Annotated in this window: 15 protein-coding genes; 10 read left to right on the forward strand and 5 right to left on the reverse strand. The window is 48.9% G+C overall.

The window, feature by feature from the left end:
• Positions 1-14 precede the first annotated feature (14 nt).
• From C7R93_RS14690 to C7R93_RS14715, 6 genes are all read left to right on the forward strand, one after another.
• Positions 15-1,238, forward strand: coding sequence for an amidohydrolase (locus C7R93_RS14690; RefSeq protein WP_106839510.1), 1,224 nt, complete (start codon positions 15-17; stop codon positions 1,236-1,238).
• Positions 1,239-1,272: 34 nt separating this feature from the next.
• Positions 1,273-2,490, forward strand: a complete 1,218-nt coding sequence (locus tag C7R93_RS14695) for an amidohydrolase family protein (protein ID WP_106839511.1) — start codon at positions 1,273-1,275, stop codon at positions 2,488-2,490.
• Positions 2,491-2,686: 196 nt separating this feature from the next.
• Positions 2,687-3,361: an ABC transporter ATP-binding protein gene (locus C7R93_RS14700; protein WP_106839512.1), complete on the forward strand. Its 675-nt coding sequence runs from the start codon at positions 2,687-2,689 to the stop codon at positions 3,359-3,361.
• Positions 3,324-4,502, forward strand: coding sequence for an efflux RND transporter periplasmic adaptor subunit (locus C7R93_RS14705; RefSeq protein WP_106839513.1), 1,179 nt, complete (start codon positions 3,324-3,326; stop codon positions 4,500-4,502). The genes C7R93_RS14700 and C7R93_RS14705 overlap by 38 nt, the downstream gene beginning before the upstream one ends.
• A gap of 18 nt (positions 4,503-4,520) precedes the next feature.
• Positions 4,521-7,406, forward strand: a complete 2,886-nt coding sequence (locus tag C7R93_RS14710; protein ID WP_244191561.1) for an ABC transporter permease — start codon at positions 4,521-4,523, stop codon at positions 7,404-7,406.
• Between the two features lie 4 nt (positions 7,407-7,410).
• Entirely contained in the window at positions 7,411-8,304 is an 894-nt protein-coding gene (locus tag C7R93_RS14715) for an ABC transporter ATP-binding protein (protein ID WP_106839515.1), read from the forward strand.
• 102 nt (positions 8,305-8,406) lie between these two features.
• Here the strand turns inward: C7R93_RS14715 and C7R93_RS14720 are convergent, their stop codons facing one another.
• Complete coding sequence (locus C7R93_RS14720) at positions 8,407-9,294, reverse strand: LysR family transcriptional regulator (RefSeq protein WP_106839516.1); 888 nt, start codon at positions 9,292-9,294, stop codon at positions 8,407-8,409.
• 112 nt (positions 9,295-9,406) lie between these two features.
• On the opposite strand from C7R93_RS14720, the gene C7R93_RS14725 reads away from it, so the two are divergent.
• Positions 9,407-10,789: an MFS transporter gene (locus C7R93_RS14725; RefSeq protein ID WP_106839517.1), complete on the forward strand. Its 1,383-nt coding sequence runs from the start codon at positions 9,407-9,409 to the stop codon at positions 10,787-10,789.
• Positions 10,790-10,801: 12 nt separating this feature from the next.
• On the opposite strand, the gene C7R93_RS14730 is transcribed toward C7R93_RS14725, so the two are convergent.
• Entirely contained in the window at positions 10,802-11,686 is an 885-nt protein-coding gene (locus tag C7R93_RS14730; RefSeq protein ID WP_106839518.1) for a LysR family transcriptional regulator, read from the reverse strand.
• A 133-nt stretch (positions 11,687-11,819) separates the two neighbouring features.
• On the opposite strand from C7R93_RS14730, the gene C7R93_RS14735 reads away from it, so the two are divergent.
• Positions 11,820-13,022, forward strand: coding sequence for an MFS transporter (locus C7R93_RS14735; protein WP_106839519.1), 1,203 nt, complete (start codon positions 11,820-11,822; stop codon positions 13,020-13,022).
• Between the two features lie 81 nt (positions 13,023-13,103).
• On the opposite strand, the gene C7R93_RS14740 is transcribed toward C7R93_RS14735, so the two are convergent.
• Positions 13,104-13,934: a DUF92 domain-containing protein gene (locus C7R93_RS14740; protein ID WP_106839520.1), complete on the reverse strand. Its 831-nt coding sequence runs from the start codon at positions 13,932-13,934 to the stop codon at positions 13,104-13,106.
• A gap of 210 nt (positions 13,935-14,144) precedes the next feature.
• Between C7R93_RS14740 and C7R93_RS14745 the strand changes: the two genes are divergently transcribed.
• Positions 14,145-14,519, forward strand: coding sequence for a nuclear transport factor 2 family protein (locus C7R93_RS14745; RefSeq protein WP_106839521.1), 375 nt, complete (start codon positions 14,145-14,147; stop codon positions 14,517-14,519).
• Between the two features lie 370 nt (positions 14,520-14,889).
• Here C7R93_RS14745 and C7R93_RS14750 read toward each other — a convergent pair whose 3' ends face one another.
• On the reverse strand, positions 14,890-16,122 hold the full coding sequence (locus C7R93_RS14750) for an amidohydrolase family protein (RefSeq protein WP_106839522.1): 1,233 nt from the start codon (positions 16,120-16,122) through the stop codon (positions 14,890-14,892).
• Between the two features lie 285 nt (positions 16,123-16,407).
• On the opposite strand from C7R93_RS14750, the gene C7R93_RS14755 reads away from it, so the two are divergent.
• Positions 16,408-17,877: an amidohydrolase family protein gene (locus C7R93_RS14755; RefSeq protein ID WP_106839523.1), complete on the forward strand. Its 1,470-nt coding sequence runs from the start codon at positions 16,408-16,410 to the stop codon at positions 17,875-17,877.
• Positions 17,878-17,945: 68 nt separating this feature from the next.
• Here the strand turns inward: C7R93_RS14755 and C7R93_RS14760 are convergent, their stop codons facing one another.
• Entirely contained in the window at positions 17,946-18,728 is a 783-nt protein-coding gene (locus tag C7R93_RS14760; RefSeq protein ID WP_106839524.1) for an SDR family oxidoreductase, read from the reverse strand.
• Between the last annotated feature and the right edge of the window lie 130 nt (positions 18,729-18,858).

Here is an 18,858-nt window from a genome sequence, read left to right on the forward strand (position 1 = left end):
GGAGTGAAAAGCCGGTGAAATCTTCTCCTTATTGGATCGTCAACGCTCGATTGGAAATGGGATATGAGTGGGAAGAAGGCGTGATCAGTGGAACGCGGACAGAGATGTGCGATTTGCTCATCGAGAATGGAAAAATCACACGGATTGTCCCTTCCAGTGAGATTTTGGAGGATGGGCTGCCGAAAAAGGACGCGAAAGGCTTATTGATTTTGCCGTCTATGGCCGAGAAGCACATTCATCTGGAAAAAACGTATTACGGCGGCCCATGGAAGGCAACAACTCCTGTTAAAAACTTGTTCGAACGCCACGCTGAGGACAGAGGGCTGTTGCCGATGTATCTCAAACAGGCTCAGACAGGAGCAGAAAATATTCTCTCGCTACTGGTGCAAACAGGCGTTACGCATGTAAGGACGCATTGTCATGTGGACCCACAAGTTGGTCTTGGGTTTTTGGAAGGAATGAAGAATGCTTTCGAGACATATGCAGACCGCTTGTCCCACGAAATCGTTGCTTTTCCTCACTATGGCATGCTACGTACTGAAGCGCGAGACACGGTACGCGAGGCACTGCGTCAAGGCGCCACACATGTAGGTGGCGTCGATCCAGGTGGGGTAGACGGCGATATCGAGCGTTCCCTGCAAACGATGCTAGAGCTGGCAGTCGAAGCGGATGCCGACATTGATATGCATTTGCATGATCCGGGGCATCTCGGAGTATTTACGATGAAGCGCCTCGCTGCTCTGACTGAAGAGGCAGGCTGGCAGGGACGTGTCACGATTAGTCATGCGATGGGATTAGGCGATGTTTCACAGGAGGAAGCAAGAGAGATGGCACAACACCTCGCCTCCCTTGGCATTTCCATTGCATCGACAGTGCCGATTAATCGCCCGACCATTCCGATTCCGTTGCTGCATCAAGAAGGAGTTGCCGTCATGCTTGGAAACGACAGCTTGACCGACAACTGGACACCCTTTGGCAGTGGAGACTTGTTGGAAAAAGCAGGACGACTGGCTGAACGCTTCCGCTTGACGGATGAAAGATCGTTAGGCGTAGCACTCGGCTTCGTGACAGAAGGGCGGATCACTCTCGATGAAGCGGGGAATCGCCTGTGGCCGTTGGTTGGAGATGAGGCGAGTTTGATGGCGGTCGAAGCGATATGTTCAGCAGAAGCAGTTGCGAGACGTGCGAAGCGCAAGGTCGTTCTTTTCCAGGGCAACCGGGTAGCGGGTGAGTGGTAGTACTACTTTTAAATAGAAAGGATGTCATGGATAGATGTCTACAGCCTATTGGATAACCAACGTCCGCTTGGAGAGCGGATACCGCAAAGAAAATGACAAGGTGGTTGCTACAGATACTGAAGTGGCGCATCTATTAATAGAAGACGGACGAATTGCACAGATCGTGAAGGGAGCTATCCCACAAACCGAGCTGCCAACGAAGGATGCCAGTGGTCTGTTGGCACTGCCGTCATTTAGGGATATGCACATCCACATCGATAAAACGTATTATGGCGGTCCTTGGAAAGCCGTTACGCCCGTGAAAAACATCTTGGGTCGACTGGAAGAAGAGAGCCAGCTCATGCCGAAGCTGCTGCCAACAGCCCAAGAGCGCGCAGAAAAAATGTTGGAATTGCTGCTGACCGCAGGCTCCACCCATATTCGCTCCCATTGTAATATCGATCCGTATATCGGACTCAAGAACCTGGAAGCGACCATGGCAGCACTGGAAGCCTTCAGCGGCCGACTGTATTGCGAGGTCGTTGCCTTTCCGCAGCAAGGCCTTCTGCGGAGTAACCAAGTGGAGAACATCCGTCAAGCCTTGAAAATGGGCGCGACCTACGTTGGTGGTGTAGACCCGGCAACCGTCGATCAAAACATCGAGAAATCGCTCGCTACCATTTTTGAGCTGGCAGTCGAGGCAAATGCGCCAATCGACGTTCACTTGCATGACCCGGATCATCTCGGGGTGTTTACATTCAAGCGACTGGCTAAAATGACAGAAGAAGCAGGGTGGCAAGGTCGAGTTACCATCAGCCATGCCAACTCCCTTGCTGACATCAGTCTGGAAGAAGCAGGCGAAGTAGCAGAAATGCTCGCTGGCTTGGGCATTTCGATCACTTCCACTGTACCAGTGAACAGAGGGACGATTCCGATCCCATTGCTACATGAGAAAGGCGTTTCGGTCTCTCTCGGAGACGACAGTATTACCGATCACTGGTCGCCATTTGGACAAGGCGACAGCTTGGAAAAAGCAGGCCGCTTGGCAGAACGCTTCCGCATGCAGGACGAGCGTTCCCTGTCCCAAGCACTGGGCTTCATTACAGGCGGGAAGACGCCGCTGGATAAAGAGGGCAACCGCATGTGGCCGAATGTTGGCGACGAGGCGGATATCGTATTCGTTCATGCATCCTCAGCGGCAGAGGCTGTTGCACGTCGTGCGAAGCGTCAAGCAGTCATGTTTCGTGGGAATGTCGTTTCTGGGGCTTTGTAAAATCGAAAATGAAATCATAAAAAGGCAGAACCATAGGGTTTTGCCTTTATTCTTTTTGTAAGTGGTTATAGTTTCCAAAATAAGGGATTTATTTTCGTTTATCTTAGTTTATACCAATTTTATTAAACAATGGTTTCTATTTGCGTTACTATTAGTAAATCTCATATTTTTCAGATATTTTTTGGGGGGTGTCATTTTGTCGTTCATTGCAGAGACAAAAAACGTTGAACGCACGTTTGGTAGAGGGGCAGCTGCTGTCAGAGCGCTTGCGGGCGTAGAAATGCGCGTAGAGTCAGGACGACTGCTCGTATTAAAAGGCAGATCAGGATCAGGAAAAACCACGCTATTAAACCTTTTGGGCGGTCTTGATCGTCCGACGGTAGGAAGCGTGTACTTTCAGGGACGAGAAATCGGCCAGCTATCGGATCATGAGCGAACGAGGATCAGGCAAAAGAACATGGCATTTATCTTTCAGTCGTTTGGTTTGCTTCCGCTGATGTCAGCCGCTGAAAACGTCGAGTTTGGACTCCGGCTGTCAGGGGTGCCTGCTGCCGAATGGAAGGAGCGTGTTCGCGAATCGCTTGATATCGTTGGACTGTCCAAACGGGCGAATCATCGGCCATTTGAGATGTCCGGTGGAGAACAGCAGCGCTGTGCGATTGCCAGAGCTGTTGCGAACAGGCCGACATTACTACTGGCGGATGAGCCGACAGCTGAGCTGGATAGTAAAACGGGTCTGCAAATTAGCCGTCTGTTTCGCCATCTGGTCGATGAAGGCGCTATGAGCATTGTTATGACGACACATGATCCTGGTGTAATGGAGGTGGCGGACGATGTCTATGAATTGGAGGACGGTCGTATCAAGGAATAGCAAATTAAAATGGGCGTATGTAACCGTGTTCCTTTTGTTGACGGGCTGCTCCCTTTTTCCTAAGGAAGAGGAGGTTCTGGCTCCGCCATTAGTAGAGCCGTCCCCTATCAAATACGAGGTGGCAGAAGTTTTACAAGGAACGATAGTAAAAAGTGTGAAAGGAAACGCCTCCTTCACGACCGTGAAAACGGCGGAGCTCTCTTTCCCAGAGACGAAGGGACTGCGGCTGAAGTCGTTCTCTGTCCAAGGAGGCGATCAGGTGAAAAAAGGACAGGTACTTGCTGAATTGGATGCGGCTGAAATGGAGAGGGCGATCGAGTCGGCAAAGTATGAAGTGGAGAAGGCAAAGCTGGAGCTGCTTGAAGCCCAGCAGGATAATCACTACGAAGTCGAATCTGCCAAGCTGGACGTATTGAAGGCAGAGATGAACGCCAAGGTAAACGAGACCAAGCTAGCTAAGATCGAATTGGAAAAGACTAAGCTGGACTTGGCGAAATTGCAGGATCCCAAGCAGCGGCAGTACGTGGTGGATCGTGCCAAGCTGAACGTGAAGCAAAAAGAGATAGACCTGAACAGCCTGCAAAAGCGATGGGCCGAGACCAAGCTGATCTCTCCCTTTGACGGCGTCGTGCTTTTCACAAGCAACAAGCAGGTGGGGGAAGAGGTGGACGCGCATCAAAAGTTGGTAACCATAGGTGATCCAACCAAGCTGTTCGTGGTGTATACCGCTCCCGAGAGAGAGGCTCTGCAAGACGTTCGGGAAGGGATGAAAGTCATTCTCTCGGGTAAAGACGGCGAAAATGGAGAGGGGACAGTTGTTCAGACACCCCTGCATGTCCCAGCCAATTTACCAGAGGATTTGACAAATCTGTATCAGAGGAGTCTTCTGATTTCACCGAAAATTCCCCCGAAGGGCTTAGAGATCGGGACAGGAGTCAGTATTGAAGTGATTGTGGACAAGCAGGATCAGGTGCTCATCATACCGAGAAAAGCACTTCATGATGTATTGGGTAGGAAGTACGTTCGGGTGCTCGACGGGAATAGCAAGAAGGAAGTGGACGTGGAGACCGGCATCATGACCCAGACGGAGGTTGAGGTTCGCAAAGGTCTTTCGGCAGGCCAACTGGTTATTTTGGAATAGGGGGACAATCTTGTGGCGATGCTGCAAATGATCTTGCGGAAAATGATGAATAACCGCTGGCTGGTCGGCAGCCTGCTGATCGGGCTGATCGTCGCTGTCGGACTGGTATCGAGTATACCCTCGTTCACGTCAGGGGTACTCCAACGCATGTTGACAAAGGATCTGGAGGAATACCAAAAGAATGTGAAGCGCTTCCCCGGTGGTTTGCTGATCTCTGTCAATCAAAACAAGCTCGGGAAGAATGGTACGGCTCTTGTTGATGAAATGGCCGCTCACCTTCAAAACAACGTGATTGCTTCGCTGGGGGTACCCGTGTATGAAGAAGTAACCATTTTGCGGACAATCCCGTTTGACGCCAGACAGCAAAACATACAACCGAAGAGCCCGATCAGTTCCGAGAGTACGCGGCTTTATTCCCTCAGCGCTCTGGAGAAGCACATGACGCTTGTTGACGGCCGTCTGCCTGCTGCAACTCCCGTCGATGGCGTATACGAAGCGTTGGTTACAGAAAAAGCGTTAAAGGATCGGCGGATGGTGCTGGGCAGCCTTTATGAGCTGACCACAAACGAAGCAAAAGGACTCAAGGTGCGAATCAAACCGGTTGGCGTTTTCAAGGAAAAAGAGGGGAACGATCCTTATTGGTTTGTTACGACCAATGAATACTCCAATGGCTTCATATTGGATGAACGCCTTTATCGGAAGACATTTTTGGAAGAGAAGAATCTGGTCATTTCAACTCAGATGTATACCGCTTTTCACTACCAATCATTTCAAATAAGCGATACAGAGAAGCTGAATGCAGTCGTGGCCGGGATCGAAGGCAAACTGCAACAGTACGGATTGAAAAAAGCGGAGATCAATGTTCAGTTTCCGGCGGCCAGTCTCGTGGGCAAGTACAATGAACAAGAGAAGCAATTCAAAACCATTCTCTGGTCGCTCTACATCCCCATTTTCATCATGCTCGGTCTTTATCTTGTGATGGTTTCGGGATTAATTGTGGAGAGGCAGCGAACGGAAATCGCAGTGCTGGGCAGCAGGGGAGCCAGCAGAATGCAGATTTTTTCTATTTATTTCATGGAGATCGCCATTTTGGGGTTATGTGCTTTTCTGATCGGTCCATTTGTGGGGATACAGCTTAGCAAGATACTCGGCATCTCGAATGGATTTCTCGAATTCGTCGATCGCAAAGGTCTGGATGTCACCATTAGCAGCGAAGTCTTCGTGTATGCTGCGTGGATGGTGCTCGCCTGTATCACACTCGTTTTGATTTCTGTGTTTCTGGCAACTAGGCAAAATATCGTCACACACAAGCAAAGCATGGCGAGGATGGGTGGACAAGCGATTTGGCATCGGCTGTTTCTCGACGTACTGCTGCTTGCGATCTCGTGGTATGGATGGTATTCCTATCAAAACGCCGCTGAAACCGCAGCAAAAACGAGCGAAGGGGCTTCGGCCATCTCGATCGATTTCCTTCTCTTTTTTGTGCCCGTTCTGTTTTCGCTTGGTTTGGGCCTGCTTCTACTCCGATTTTATCCGTGGATCCTACGATTGATGTCTTGGGCAGGACGCTCCTTCTTCCCACTTTCTCTGCATACGACGCTGGTGCAGGTAGGGAGGGCTCCACGGCAATATCATTTTCTCATGCTGTTTGTGACGATTACGGTCGCCGTAGGGATGTTCAGCGCAAGCATGGCACGGACGATTAATCAAAATGCAGAGGAGAGAATCCGTTACCAAACTGGCGCGGATATTCGTTTGAAGGCAGAGTGGAAGAGCGACAAACCGGAAGTAACAGTCTTTCGGCGAGGAAATAATGTTGCAGAAAAAGGGGAAGAGGTGGAAGTGGAAATAGAGCCTGTAGCTCCTCCCGTTCAGTATGTAGAGCCGGATTTTGACTTGTACAGCGGCCTGCCCGGGGTTGAGCATGCAACGAAAGTCTATGTGAACGGGCTGGCGGAGGCTTCTTTTCGGGGCGATCCTGTGAAGGACATCACCTTGATGGGGATCGATCCCAAAGAGTTTGCAAAGACCGCTTGGATGAAGCCAGACTTGCTGCCGCATCACTTCCACGAGTATTTGAATTTGATGGCAAAAGAACCGCGTGCCCTATTTCTATCTCGCAGCCTCGCAGACAAGCTGCATGTGGTGGAGGGCCAAACCATCCTGCTCGGTTGGGGAGATACTCGCAGGGTTGAAATGATTGTGTATGCCATCGTGGATTACTGGCCGGGATGGAATCCTGCGCCTGTAAAAAGCACATACGGAAGCAGAATGGAAGAACCGTATTTGGCAGTTGCCAATCTCCCGTTCGTGCAAGACAAGATTCACCTGGAGCCGTATGAGGTTTGGATCAAAATGAAAGAGGAATCGTCTTCTGAATCGCTTTACAAGGGTCTGGAACAAGAGGGAGTCAAGCTCGCCATGCTGAATAATGCGAAACAGCAAGTCATCCAGGTGAAAAACAGCGCATTTTATTTGGGGCTGAACGGATCGCTGACACTTGGGTTCCTGCTTTCCATGTTGGTCACCTTTATCGGCTACGTGTTGTACTGGGTGCTTACACTTGGAGCCAGAAAATTGCAATATGGGGTGTTCCGCGCGATGGGAATGCCATTCAGACAGCTTCTTGCCATACTCGCGTGGGAGCAGCTCTTGACGTTTGGCGTCGCTTTTGCGATGGGAATGACAGCGGGCAAGCTGGCCAATAGCCTGTTTTTGCCTGCACTCAGTCTCTATTTGCATGCCGATAAGCAAGTCCCTCCCTTTACCGTCATTTCGAGGCTTCAAGATGAACAAATCATTTATACGTTCATTGCTGTGACACTAGTTATCGGAATCGGAATCGTCGGTATCCTGTTATCACGGATGCAGATCCATCAAGCCGTGAAGCTGGGGGAGGACTAAACAGATGATCGTATGCGAAAATTTAGTTAAAATCTACAAGGCAAATGATCTGGAAGTGGTGGCGCTGCAAGGGTTGGATCTGCGTGTAGAGACCGGAGAGCTGATGGGGATCATCGGGAATAGCGGCAGCGGCAAATCAACGTTGTTGAACATGCTGGGAGGACTGGACCGTCCCTCGGCAGGAAAACTTTCCGTGGCGGGGGCTGATTTGTTTCGATTGACGACTTCCGAGCTGGTTCAGTATCGCTTGCAGACCGTAGGCTTTGTCTGGCAGAACAACGCCCGCAATCTGATTCCTTATCTATCTGCTCTGCAAAATGTGGAGATGCCAATGCTTTTGCGGGGCAAGCGAAAAAGGGAGCGTGCCCACGAGTTGTTGGAGCTGGTGGGGCTGGGCCACCGAAAAAAGAACAAACTGAGCGAACTGTCCGGCGGGGAGCAGCAGCGAGTAGCCATCGCGATCGCTTTGGCGAATGAACCCAAGCTGCTTTTGGCAGATGAGCCGACTGGCAGTGTAGACACTCGAACGGCAGCCATGATTCTAGATTTGTTTCAAGAGCTGAACCGTTCGTTCGGGCTAACAGTCGTCATCGTGACTCACGACTTGGAGCTAGCGCGCAAAGTGGATCGCGTCGTAGCCATTCGGGACGGGAAAACGTCCAGCGAGTTGTTGCGGCGAAAAGGAACGGAAGAAGACAATTCCGAGTCTTGGGATGAGGAAGCGAATGCGGATACTTATGAAGAATTGGCGGTGCTCGATCAGGTAGGGAGGCTGCAGATCCCAATGGAATACCTCCAGGCGATCCAGGCAGACGGCAAGCTGAGAATAGAGCTGGAAGAAGAGCGAATTATCCTAACGACGCCTGTATCCTCTAAAAAAACAGACACGCGAATGTGACGTGTCTGTTTTTTTTGTTCAGCTAGTGGATATGACTTAGCACACCATAGTCGGTAATCGGTTCGACGCCCGGGATTGGTTCGTCTGAAGTTTCATGAGTCATCACCTCTCAAGTTTGCGTACATCCCCAAAATAATCGATAACAACCTCACGGAATTCTTGAGCGGCTCGCGAAATGTACCGACTCCGATGCCATAATAAAGCGATTTCCCGTACCAACTCGTGATTCTCTACTTGAAGATACTTGACTTGTTCACGAGATTCTCTTGCAGTGCTTGGTATGAAGGCTATGCCAATGTCTGCTTCCACCAGCTGGATTAGCCTTGCAGGTTCATCTCCCTCATACACATATGTAGGTGTGAATCCAACCGACTTGCATATAGAGTCTACGAAATCGCGTGTCCCGTATCCTCTCTTTACACCGACAAACGATTCATCCTTCAGCTCTCTCAAAGATACGATACTTCGGTCTGCCAGTCGATGTCCCCTTGGAACAGCTACGAGGATAGGGTCAATGTAGACGACTTGACATTCAATGCCATCCTCTTGTATAGGCGGTGAGGCCAAGCAAAAATCGACCTCTCCTCTATGAAGAAGCGTAACCATTTCCTGCGTAGTCAGCATTTGTACATGAAATTGGATATCGGGCCGCTTTTTCCGAAACTCTCGAAGGATATTGGGCAGCGTGCTTGCAGTAGTCACCGCCAATTCAAGCGTGCCATGTTCCGGGTTGGACAAATCGCTAAGCTCCAGCTTCCCCTGTTCCAATTCAAACAAAGCTCTTTCCACCCGGCAGAAGAATTTGCTTCCGAACTCATTCAGACGTAGCTTTCTCCCTTTTCGATCAAAGAGCGGGACTCCCAGATCCTCCTCCAATCGTTGGATCGTTTTGCTGAGGGACGATTGGGTCACATGCAGACTTCGTGCAGCTTCGGTCACATGCTCCATTCGAGCTACCGTAAGAAAGTATTGCAGTTGAAGAAGTTCCATTTAGCTCCTCCATTCATTCCTTCCAATCAATGAAATCATAACATGAAATGCGTTGGAGTAAATGTTTGAATTCCAGTACGATATCATCAAAACGCTTTAGGAGGGCTGAAAAATGGGGGCTCACAACAGGTGGTTGATGATTTCCGTTGGACTAGGGATATTATTGAATCCATTAAATTCTTCGATGATTTCTGTTGCGATTGCAAGGCTGCAAGATGTGTACCGTCTTGACTTCACGGTTGTTTCATGGATTATTTTTTCGTTCTACATTGCGAGTGCAATTGCTCAACCTGTCATGGGAAGGGCAAGCGATTTGTTCGGCCGGAAGAAGATATTTCTTACTGGGCTCGTCGTATCTTTCGTTGCTTCATTATTGGCTCCAATATCACCAAACTTTGGGTGGCTCATTGTGTTCCGAATAGTGCAATCGATTGGAACAAGCATGATGGTTGCAGTTGGAATGGCCATTGTACGAATTCATATTACGGAGAAACAAGCGACTGCGCTTTCCGTACTGTCCATATTCCTATCCGGAGCAGCAGCGATTGGACCTTTTATTGGCGGGGTATTGATTCATTATTGGGATTGGTCTGCTATCTTTCTCGTTAATATTCCGTTCGTGGTGGCGAGCTTGCTGTTAGGCTGGAGGATGATTCCAAAAGACGAAGCGGCATCATCTGTAGCACACAACATGTCTTTTCAAAAATGGCTGGATTTGATTGATGCAAGAGGGATCCTGCTCTTCACAGTGGGTCTGGTTGCACTGCTGGTAGGATTACTGTCAGTAAAATCATCCGGGTATGTCTCATGGTGGCCTATCATGGTTGGGGGGATCGGCCTCGTTACACTGGGGGCTTTCGTACGACATGAGTTAAAAACAACTTCACCGTTTATTCCTCTACGGACATTCGCCAAGTATCCTGCAATGACGTGGGTCAATATTGAATTCATGCTCGCTAACGTCCTTTTTTATTCGCTTTTTTTCGGGCTTCCGTCCTACTTGCAAATGGTTCGCCATGTCAGCGAGTTTCATACAGGAATGCTCATGCTAAGCTTAGGTTTATGCTCACTCGTTGCTTCTCCAATAGCAGGACGTTGGATTGATAAATCAGGGCCTCGGCCTGCATTGTTCGTATCCGCCATACTGATGACATTTGGGTCCGTGTGGCTCGTGGCATTCAATCAAGATTCACATGTGATCAGCGTGTGTGTGGCATTAGCTGCATTCGGTATTAGCAACGGGTTAAACAATGTTGGAATGCAAGCAGCCCTGTTCAAAAGTTCACCTAAAGAAATAATCGGAGTCGCATCCGGATTATTTCAAACATCCAGATACTTGGGAACCATTCTCTCCTCGTTGTTGATCGGCATGGTAATGGGAGGTAAGTTCAGCGCCGAGGGGTTGCAAGTGCTTGGCATTATCCTCACAACAATCGCATTGTCTTTGGTACTCATGAGTTGGCGACGGGAATCAAGGCAAAGGGGGGAGGCGTAGGTTCACCCATCCCTATTCAAAATCGCAGGCGTGGTTCAATACAAACTGTTTATATTTTTCAGTTGCAGGTGATAAATATCTCCCTTCTACCCAAGCAATGCCAATTGTTCGTTGGCACTTCGGACTTTTGACCGGTATTTGTGTGATCTTGCTCTGGTCTGTGCCCTTTAAATTGGGCAAAAGTGAGATTCCCAGTCCAGCAGCGACCAGTCCTGCAACGGTATCTGCTTCCTCTCCTTCAAATGTAATCGGAGGTGCAATTCCCGCTACTTGAAACAATTGCTCGACGGTGATACGAAGGGAGTACCCTTCTTTTAAATGGATAAATGATTCATCTGCAATCTCTTCCAACGTAATCGAGGTACGATTTGCATACTTGTGGTCTTTGGGGACAATTACAAAAAGTTCTTCATTCCAAAGCGGCTTCCACACAAAGGGAGATCTCATATCCATAGGAGCGAGGAGACAAAGATCAAATTCTCCTACTTGCAACTGATTCATAAGGGTATGGGAGGGGCCTTGTCCGAGTCGAAAATGGATGTTTGGGTAGTGGGAGCGAAAAGAAGCCAGTAAATCAGGGATACGACTGGTACTTAACGTGTGCAGAAACCCAAGCGACACTTCTCCCTTATCAGGATCAAGTAAATCCATGATTTCTTGTTTTCCTTCATGAAATTCCTTCATCATATTTTCGACGCGCTTTAAAAAGATATGACCATATTTATTAAGGCGAATCGAACGTCCCTGACGGTCAAACAAGGGCACACCAATTTCGTCCTCAAATCGGGCGATCGAACGACTAAGGGCAGACTGGGAAATAGAGAGAGCTTCGGCAGCATGTGTCACGTGTTGGATTCTTGCTAGGGTTTGAAAATATTCGAACTGTTGCCATTCCATTCGAAAGCACCACTTTCCGTTCGGAGTTTTCATTACATAAATGCATGAAAAACATGATTATAATGAATTATACATCATAGAAAAATGGTGATACCATGAAACCATAATAATCCTGAAATATGATGGTGATCACATGATACAACAAGGCACGCCACTTTTTCGCAAAACCAGCTTTGCTTTCTTTGCCGCTGGTTTTAATACGTTTGCTATTCTTTACTGCGTACAACCGTTATTACCCGAATTTTCAAAAGAGTTTACAATTGATCCGACGACAGCAAGCCTTTCCCTCTCCATTACAACCATGGTTCTTGCTATCAGTATGCTCATTTTTGGTTCGCTGTCTGAAGTTTGGGGACGAAAGCCAATCATGATCTTTTCCATGCTTGCTTCCTCCGTGTTTTGTATTCTCACAGCATTCAGTTCGAATTTTCATGTTCTCCTAGTATTTCGAACGATTGAAGGAATTTCATTGGCTGGTTTACCTTCCATTGCAATGGCCTATCTTGGAGAAGAAATCGAATCCAAAAGCCTTGGAGCGGCTATGGGTCTCTATATATGTGGCAATTCAATTGGTGCTGTTTTTGGCAGGGTTTTCTCAGGCATGATGAGTGACTACTTTGGCTGGCACATCGCAATAGGGGGGATTGGTCTCATAAGTCTTGCTGCTACACTGATTTTTTGGAACGCCTTACCACCTTCACAAAATTTCAAAGCGCGCCCATTCGTAATTAAAAAGTTAGGTCAGTCATTAATGGATCATCTAAAGGCTCCAGGACTCGTTTGCTTGTTTGTCATCGGATTTATACTTTTAGGGACGAATGTAGCGTTGTTCAATTACATCGCTTATGTATTACTCGGAAAGCCCTATTCACTCAGCCAAGCATTTATCAGTTGGACATTTTTCATTATGATCATCGGAATGTTCAGCTCTGTCTGGATAGGAAAATTAGTAGATCGTCACGGTAAGCAAAAGCTGTTATTCATTAGCTTATTCCTTGCATTGATCGGCGTCTGTTTGACGTGGGAATCGAATCTCATTGTAAAAATAGGAGGTCTTGGATTTTTTACTTTTGGATTCTTTGGAGCTCATTCCGTTGCAAGCAGCTGGGTAGGACAGCTTGCTTTGCAGAACAAAGCACAAGCCTCTTCCTTGTATTTATTTTTCTACTATACGGGTTCAAGTGTAGGTGGTACGCTCGGAGGATTGTTCTGGTCTGCATACGGATGGGGAGGAGTAATCAGCATGAATGTCGGCTTTCTCGTAGTTGGCTTCATACTTTGGGCGTGGGTTTCAAAAATGGCACAGAGCGCGAATAAAGTGACGAAAATAGCTTAAACTTGGGGCCTATTAGTAAAAACGGAAAAACTCAGTATCGTTCGGCGATACGAAGTCTTTCCGTTTCTTCACATGTCCAAACTATAAGCCAACTGCCAGCGCCAACAAGACCGCGGAAGCACCACCTGCAAGCGAGCCAGCGATATTGACGGCATCATTGTTCCAACCGGCGCGGCCGCGGATTCGCACGGCTGGCCTGCCGCAGTGGCGAGCCTGCTCGATTTCGCGACCGCAAACGTCGCAACAGTACATTTGCTGCCATGTCGCACCGATCCACGAATCGACCAGCGACCCGATAATGCCCGCCAGTCCGGCTATTCCGATCCAGGCTGCCAGTCTAAGTGCAGGCTCGGCCGCATCCGGCGCGGATTGGCCGGGTACCGCAAGCAGCAACCAAGCTGCACCACCGATAAATAGACCACCGGCCAGCGAAGCATACATGCCCAGGCCAGAAACGCCACCGGATGTGCCTGGCGGAACGCGCTGACCCGTCTTGATCGATCTCGGGGGCTTCCGGCTCAAGCCGCCGATTTCTGTCGCCCATGTATCGGCTGTGACCGCTGCCATCACGCCGAGGAAGGCGTACCACCACAGAGAATGCGGCCACGCCCAATTTGCTACACATAACAGCAGCCCTAGCCCTCCATTTGCGAGCACCTGGCCGGCATCGCGCCTTCCCGTTTTCTCATAACCGCTCTCTGCCTCTTCCTTTTTATGCTTTTTCCACTTAGACAATAAGGTAGACGAGACAAAAAAAGCGATGAGGGAGCCGAACCAGACAGGGCTTGCGAGTGCGTACATCACGGTGCCCAGTATCACCGCCGCCAAAAAGCCGGAACCGGACAGCGACCGTTTTACATAAGCCGCCCCTGCAATCCCGGCGCTGCAGGCCAGACCTATTAACCACTCCACAATTTCCCGCCCCCTTTTGCATTGGCACTATTATACCTCAACGCAGCAGGCTAGATGAGTAACAAACACATTGCCGTATCCATTGTTTGATCGAATGGGTCGAAAAGTAAAGCACTTGTTTAGGATTTCCTCAGCGATGACGAAGTTTATTGTGATAACGTTGAAACATGCCAAAAGTTGGACATAGATAGAACGAAAGGATGATTTGTAATGAAGACTTCTCTCAAAGAGATTGCGGTGTCGTTTTTGCAACTAGTGGCGTCGGGGAACGTACGAGAAGCATACCAAAGCTACACAGGTCCGGATTTCCGCCACCATAATCCTTATTTCCGTGGCGATGCTCATTCACTTATGCTTGCAATGGAAGAGAACGCCGAAAAGAATCCTCATAAAATTCTCGAAGTGAAACGTGCCATCGAAGAGGGGGATATCGTTGCGGTTCACTCCCATGTGAAGCAAAATCAAGAGGATCTTGGGGGAGCTGTCGTCCATATCTTCCGTTTTCACCACGATCGAATCGTCGAATTATGGGATGTAGGTCAGGCCATACCGGAAAATTCCCCCAATGAGAATGGAATGTTTTAAAGTAGGATATTGTTGTTGAGCTAACTGGAATCGATAGCTCAACAATAAGAATCTTTTCATTCCGAACAACCAACCAAGCAGGTTAGAGAAAAAAGAAGAAATAAGCGAAAGTCTTTGGGATACCCACCGAAGCCCAATGGAAAAAAAGAAACCTGCCTTTAGCATCCACCTCTGAGATACTTCGCAGAGGCGCGACTTTGGACGCGGGTTTCTTTTTGTCCATGGAGCTGGGCAGGGATGACCCCCGAGCAGGTAGCCCAAGAACTTGAGCGTTTTCTTCTTTTTTCTCTCCACCACCGAAGGCCCGATCGAAATCAATAGAAAAAAGGCTCCGCGATAATCAGCGAAGCCATTGTATCTACTACTTTGTTTATTCCATTCTCTCCAAAGCCCCATGCACAATTTTCCCTTTAAACATAACAGCAGCCCGACGAGCTTTTCTCGCAATCGCTTCCGCAGAGCAGGAGCTTTCTGCAAACACAATGCTCGCTTCGTCGCCAACCTTTGGCCAGGCACGGTTTCCATCTTTATCAAGCGTGGTTTTTCCTCCCGTGATGAAGTACAAGGACTGTACCAATGATTTCTCATCCACCCAACGGTAACGCTCGACCAGACGGTTTAACTTATCCAGCATATCGCCTGTTCCATATGGCGACCACGAATCGTAGAACCCATCGTAGCCAAGTGCGACATGCACGCCTTTGGCATGAAGCATCGGAACAGGTGGCATCGCACGATTAATCGGAACTGTCGTTAGGATCATCGTTCCCAGTTTGGACAATCGGTCTGCCATGTCCGAGCTTTCCTCTAAAGACACATCTCCGAGTGCAAAAGCATGACTGATCGCCATACGATTTTGCCAGCCAGCTTCTTCAGTCAGATCAAGCAGTCTCTTGATCGTATAGAAGCCGAGTGTCCCCGGATCATGCAGGTGAATATCGACATCCGCATCTGCTTCCACCGCAATGTCCATCATTTCACGCACGGAGCCTTCCAATTCATTATCGATCCCAGCCGGGTCCAAGCCCCCAACCAGCGTAGCGCCTTCCTTCATCGCTTGTCTCATCAAGGAGCTTGCTTGTGTACGCAAGAGACCCTGCTGAGGGAAAGCAACGATCTCATAAGTCAGACGATCGCTGTATTCTTCCAGGGCTGCACGCACACCCTCCAAGTTTTTCAGGCCGATGTATGGATCGATGTTGACGTGTGTGCGCACATGCGTAGCACCGCCTTTGATATGCCACTGTAACATTGCTTGCGCGCGCTCTTTGGTCGTCCCAGTCATCAGCGGCATTTCGGTTGCTTCGAACTCCAAGCGATCGATCAGCTTTTTCGGAGGGAGGCAAGATTTCCAGGTTGCGCCCGCATACGTTTTATCCAGATGGTTATGCTTCTCGACAAAAGAGGGGAGGGCCAATAAACCTTTTGCATCTTCTTGCGGTAAAGTGGTGTCGAGTGGTTCGTTCGCCGATACGATCTCTGCGATTTTGCCGTCTTCGATTTTCAAATGACAGATTTCTGAGATTGTGTGAAAGACGCCATCGTCTCCTGTTTCAAATCCTTTATCGAGACAAACGTTGGTTAACCAAAAAGCTTGCATCACTAGAAATCAGCCCTTTCTCTATCTTACAAATAGTGGATGAGAGTCAAGTCTAGCTGTCTAAGTTAATTGTAGTGAATATTTCGAACAAGGTTGTTCATCTTTTTTACTAGTTTTTGCATGATCTTTACGTATTGTGTGGAATCTTGCTTGTTTTCGAAAAGGAGTAAAGATTGTGCAAATACATGTAAAGTTATTGAAACAATTTTTACAGAATATTTCCTATAATGATAGAAGGATACAATGGAGTGGAGATGCCTGGAACGAGAAAGAGTAGGGAGGATCATCATGAAAAAGAAAATAACCGCAAAATATGTCATCGGTTTTGACGGCGAAGATCATGTGATTATCAAAGATGGGGAAGTCGTTTACGAGAACGACACCATTGTGTATGTGGGGCACCATTTTGATGGTGAGGTAGATGAAGTGATCGATGCTGGCAATGCAGTAGTCAGTCCGGGCTTCATTGACCTAAATGCGTTAGGGGACATTGATCACGACATCGTACATCTGGAGCAAGCTTCTGACAGAAACAAAAACATGCTCTGGTCGGAAGAATACTACCGCAAAGGCTATCATGAGGTAATGACCCCAGAGGAAGAGGCGTTCAAATCCCTTTACGCCTACAGTCAACTGATTCTAAACGGAGTAACGACAGCGATGCCGATTACATCCGTATTTTACAAGCTTTGGGCGGAAACGTATGAGGAGCTGGCAGCCGCAGCCGACCATGCAGGACGCTTGGGCTTGCGCATGTACATGGGGCCGAGCTATCAATCTGGTATGCGTGTCGTGAAGGCAAATGGAGAGATCGAAGTCCTGTGGAACGAAGCCGAAGGTCAAGCAGGTCTGGAGCGGGCTGTACAATTCGTCAAAGATTTCGATGGGGCTCACAACGGACTCATCCGTGGAATGCTGGCGCCAGAGCGAATCGAGTCACAGTCTGTGGAGAATTTGATCAACACAAAGCGCTACAGCGAGGAGCTCGGATGTCCAATCCGTCTGCATGCTGCACAAGGTCTCTATGAATATACGGAAATCCATCGTCGTCATAACCAATCACCGATTCAGTTCCTACATGAGATCGGCTTCCTCGGAAAGAGAACGGCGATTCCGCACGCCCATTTCATCCCAGGCTTTAGTAAGGCGAAAATCGGTGAGGGAGACGACTTGGCGATCCTCCAAGAGACAGGTACGACTGTGATTCACTGCCCGCTCGTAGTCGGCCGCCACGGCGAGGCACTCGAATCGTTTGCCCGTTACAAGCGTCGTAGCGTCAACATCGCGATTGGAACCGATACGTTCCCACCTGACTTCATCCAAAACATTCGCACAGCCAGCATGCTGTCCCGCTTGGTGGAAGGCGATGTCGCAGATTCCAGCTACGCGGACATTTACCGCGCAGCGACATTGGGCGGCGCACGTTTCCTTGGCAGAGACGATCTGGGACGATTGGCGCCGGGGGCAAAAGCAGATATAATTGCGATCGATCTGGACGGTTTCCACATGGGTGCGGTAGATGATCCGATTCGTACGATTATTACGTGCGGCTCAGGCCGTGATGTGAAGCTCTCAATCATCGCTGGGCGCACCGTAATGAAAGACCGCCTCTTGCCAGGAGTTGATCTGGAAGAGATCAAAGCAAAGGGACAGCGTTACTTTGACAAAATGCGTCTGGGCTACGTCGAGCGCGACTATCAACAGCTGGGAGAAAAAGAACTGTTCAAGCCTTCTTTCCCCATTGTGAGCAAACCATAGTTTAAGCAAAAGGAAGAAGCACAATCTGCTAGAAACGGCGGATTGTGCTTTTTTGGTTACCGACTTCTTTACCGTATGAACCCGCCTTCGGAATGCATAATCTGCCCCGTAATCCATTCCGCTTCGTCACTCGCCAGAAAAGCGACCAGACGTGCTGCATCCTCGGGCTGTCCGATTCGTCCGAATGGAAATTGCTGCAAAAGGTATTGCTTGATTTCTTCGTTCATCCAGCCTGAGTCGGTGGGACCAGGATTTACAGCGTTGACAGTAATCCCTCGCGTAGCTACTTCGGCAGCGAGTGTAGTCGTCAGGGCATCCACAGCTCCTTTTGTTGTGGCATACGCGATCTCACCGACCATTGCGCCTTTGGATTGACCGGAAGTCATGTTGATGATTCGTCCTCCACGTTGTTGAGAGAAGCGACGTGCAAATTCCACACTGAGCATCGTGGTTGCCCGCACATTGATGGCATAATGTGCGTCCAGACTGGCAATATCTAGTGCCTCGTAGCCGTCATTTGTCGAGTAGCAAGCATTGTTGACGAGGATGCTTGGTTCGCCCAGTTGTGCCGAAGCTACGTCGAGCACCTCCTTGTAGGCATCAGGCTGTGACAGATCGATCTCGATCCCTGCACATCTGACTCCATAGCCTCTGATCTCGTCCTGCAAAATGGCGGGTTCATCTTTTTGAATCCCATGCGCCATGGATTGGTCATATGCGGTCCAGAACGTATGAAAAATATCGACGCCGTGTGAGGCAAGCCTTTTACAGATAGCAGCCCCAATCCCTTGAAGGCGGCTGGCACCTGTGACAATGGCAATTTTTCCGTGCAAGCGAAGGTGTGTCGTCATCATTATCCCTCCTCATCTTTGTCTATTCTACCTTTTCGGTACGACGATTGCTTTCATCCTGCATGATAGAAAAAATCATATATCGCGAAAAAATAACGAAGTTTTCGCTAAATGTAAGGAATTTGTGTCC

The sequence above is a fragment of the Brevibacillus fortis genome (assembly GCF_003013395.1).
Taxonomy (GTDB): domain Bacteria; phylum Bacillota; class Bacilli; order Brevibacillales; family Brevibacillaceae; genus Brevibacillus; species Brevibacillus fortis.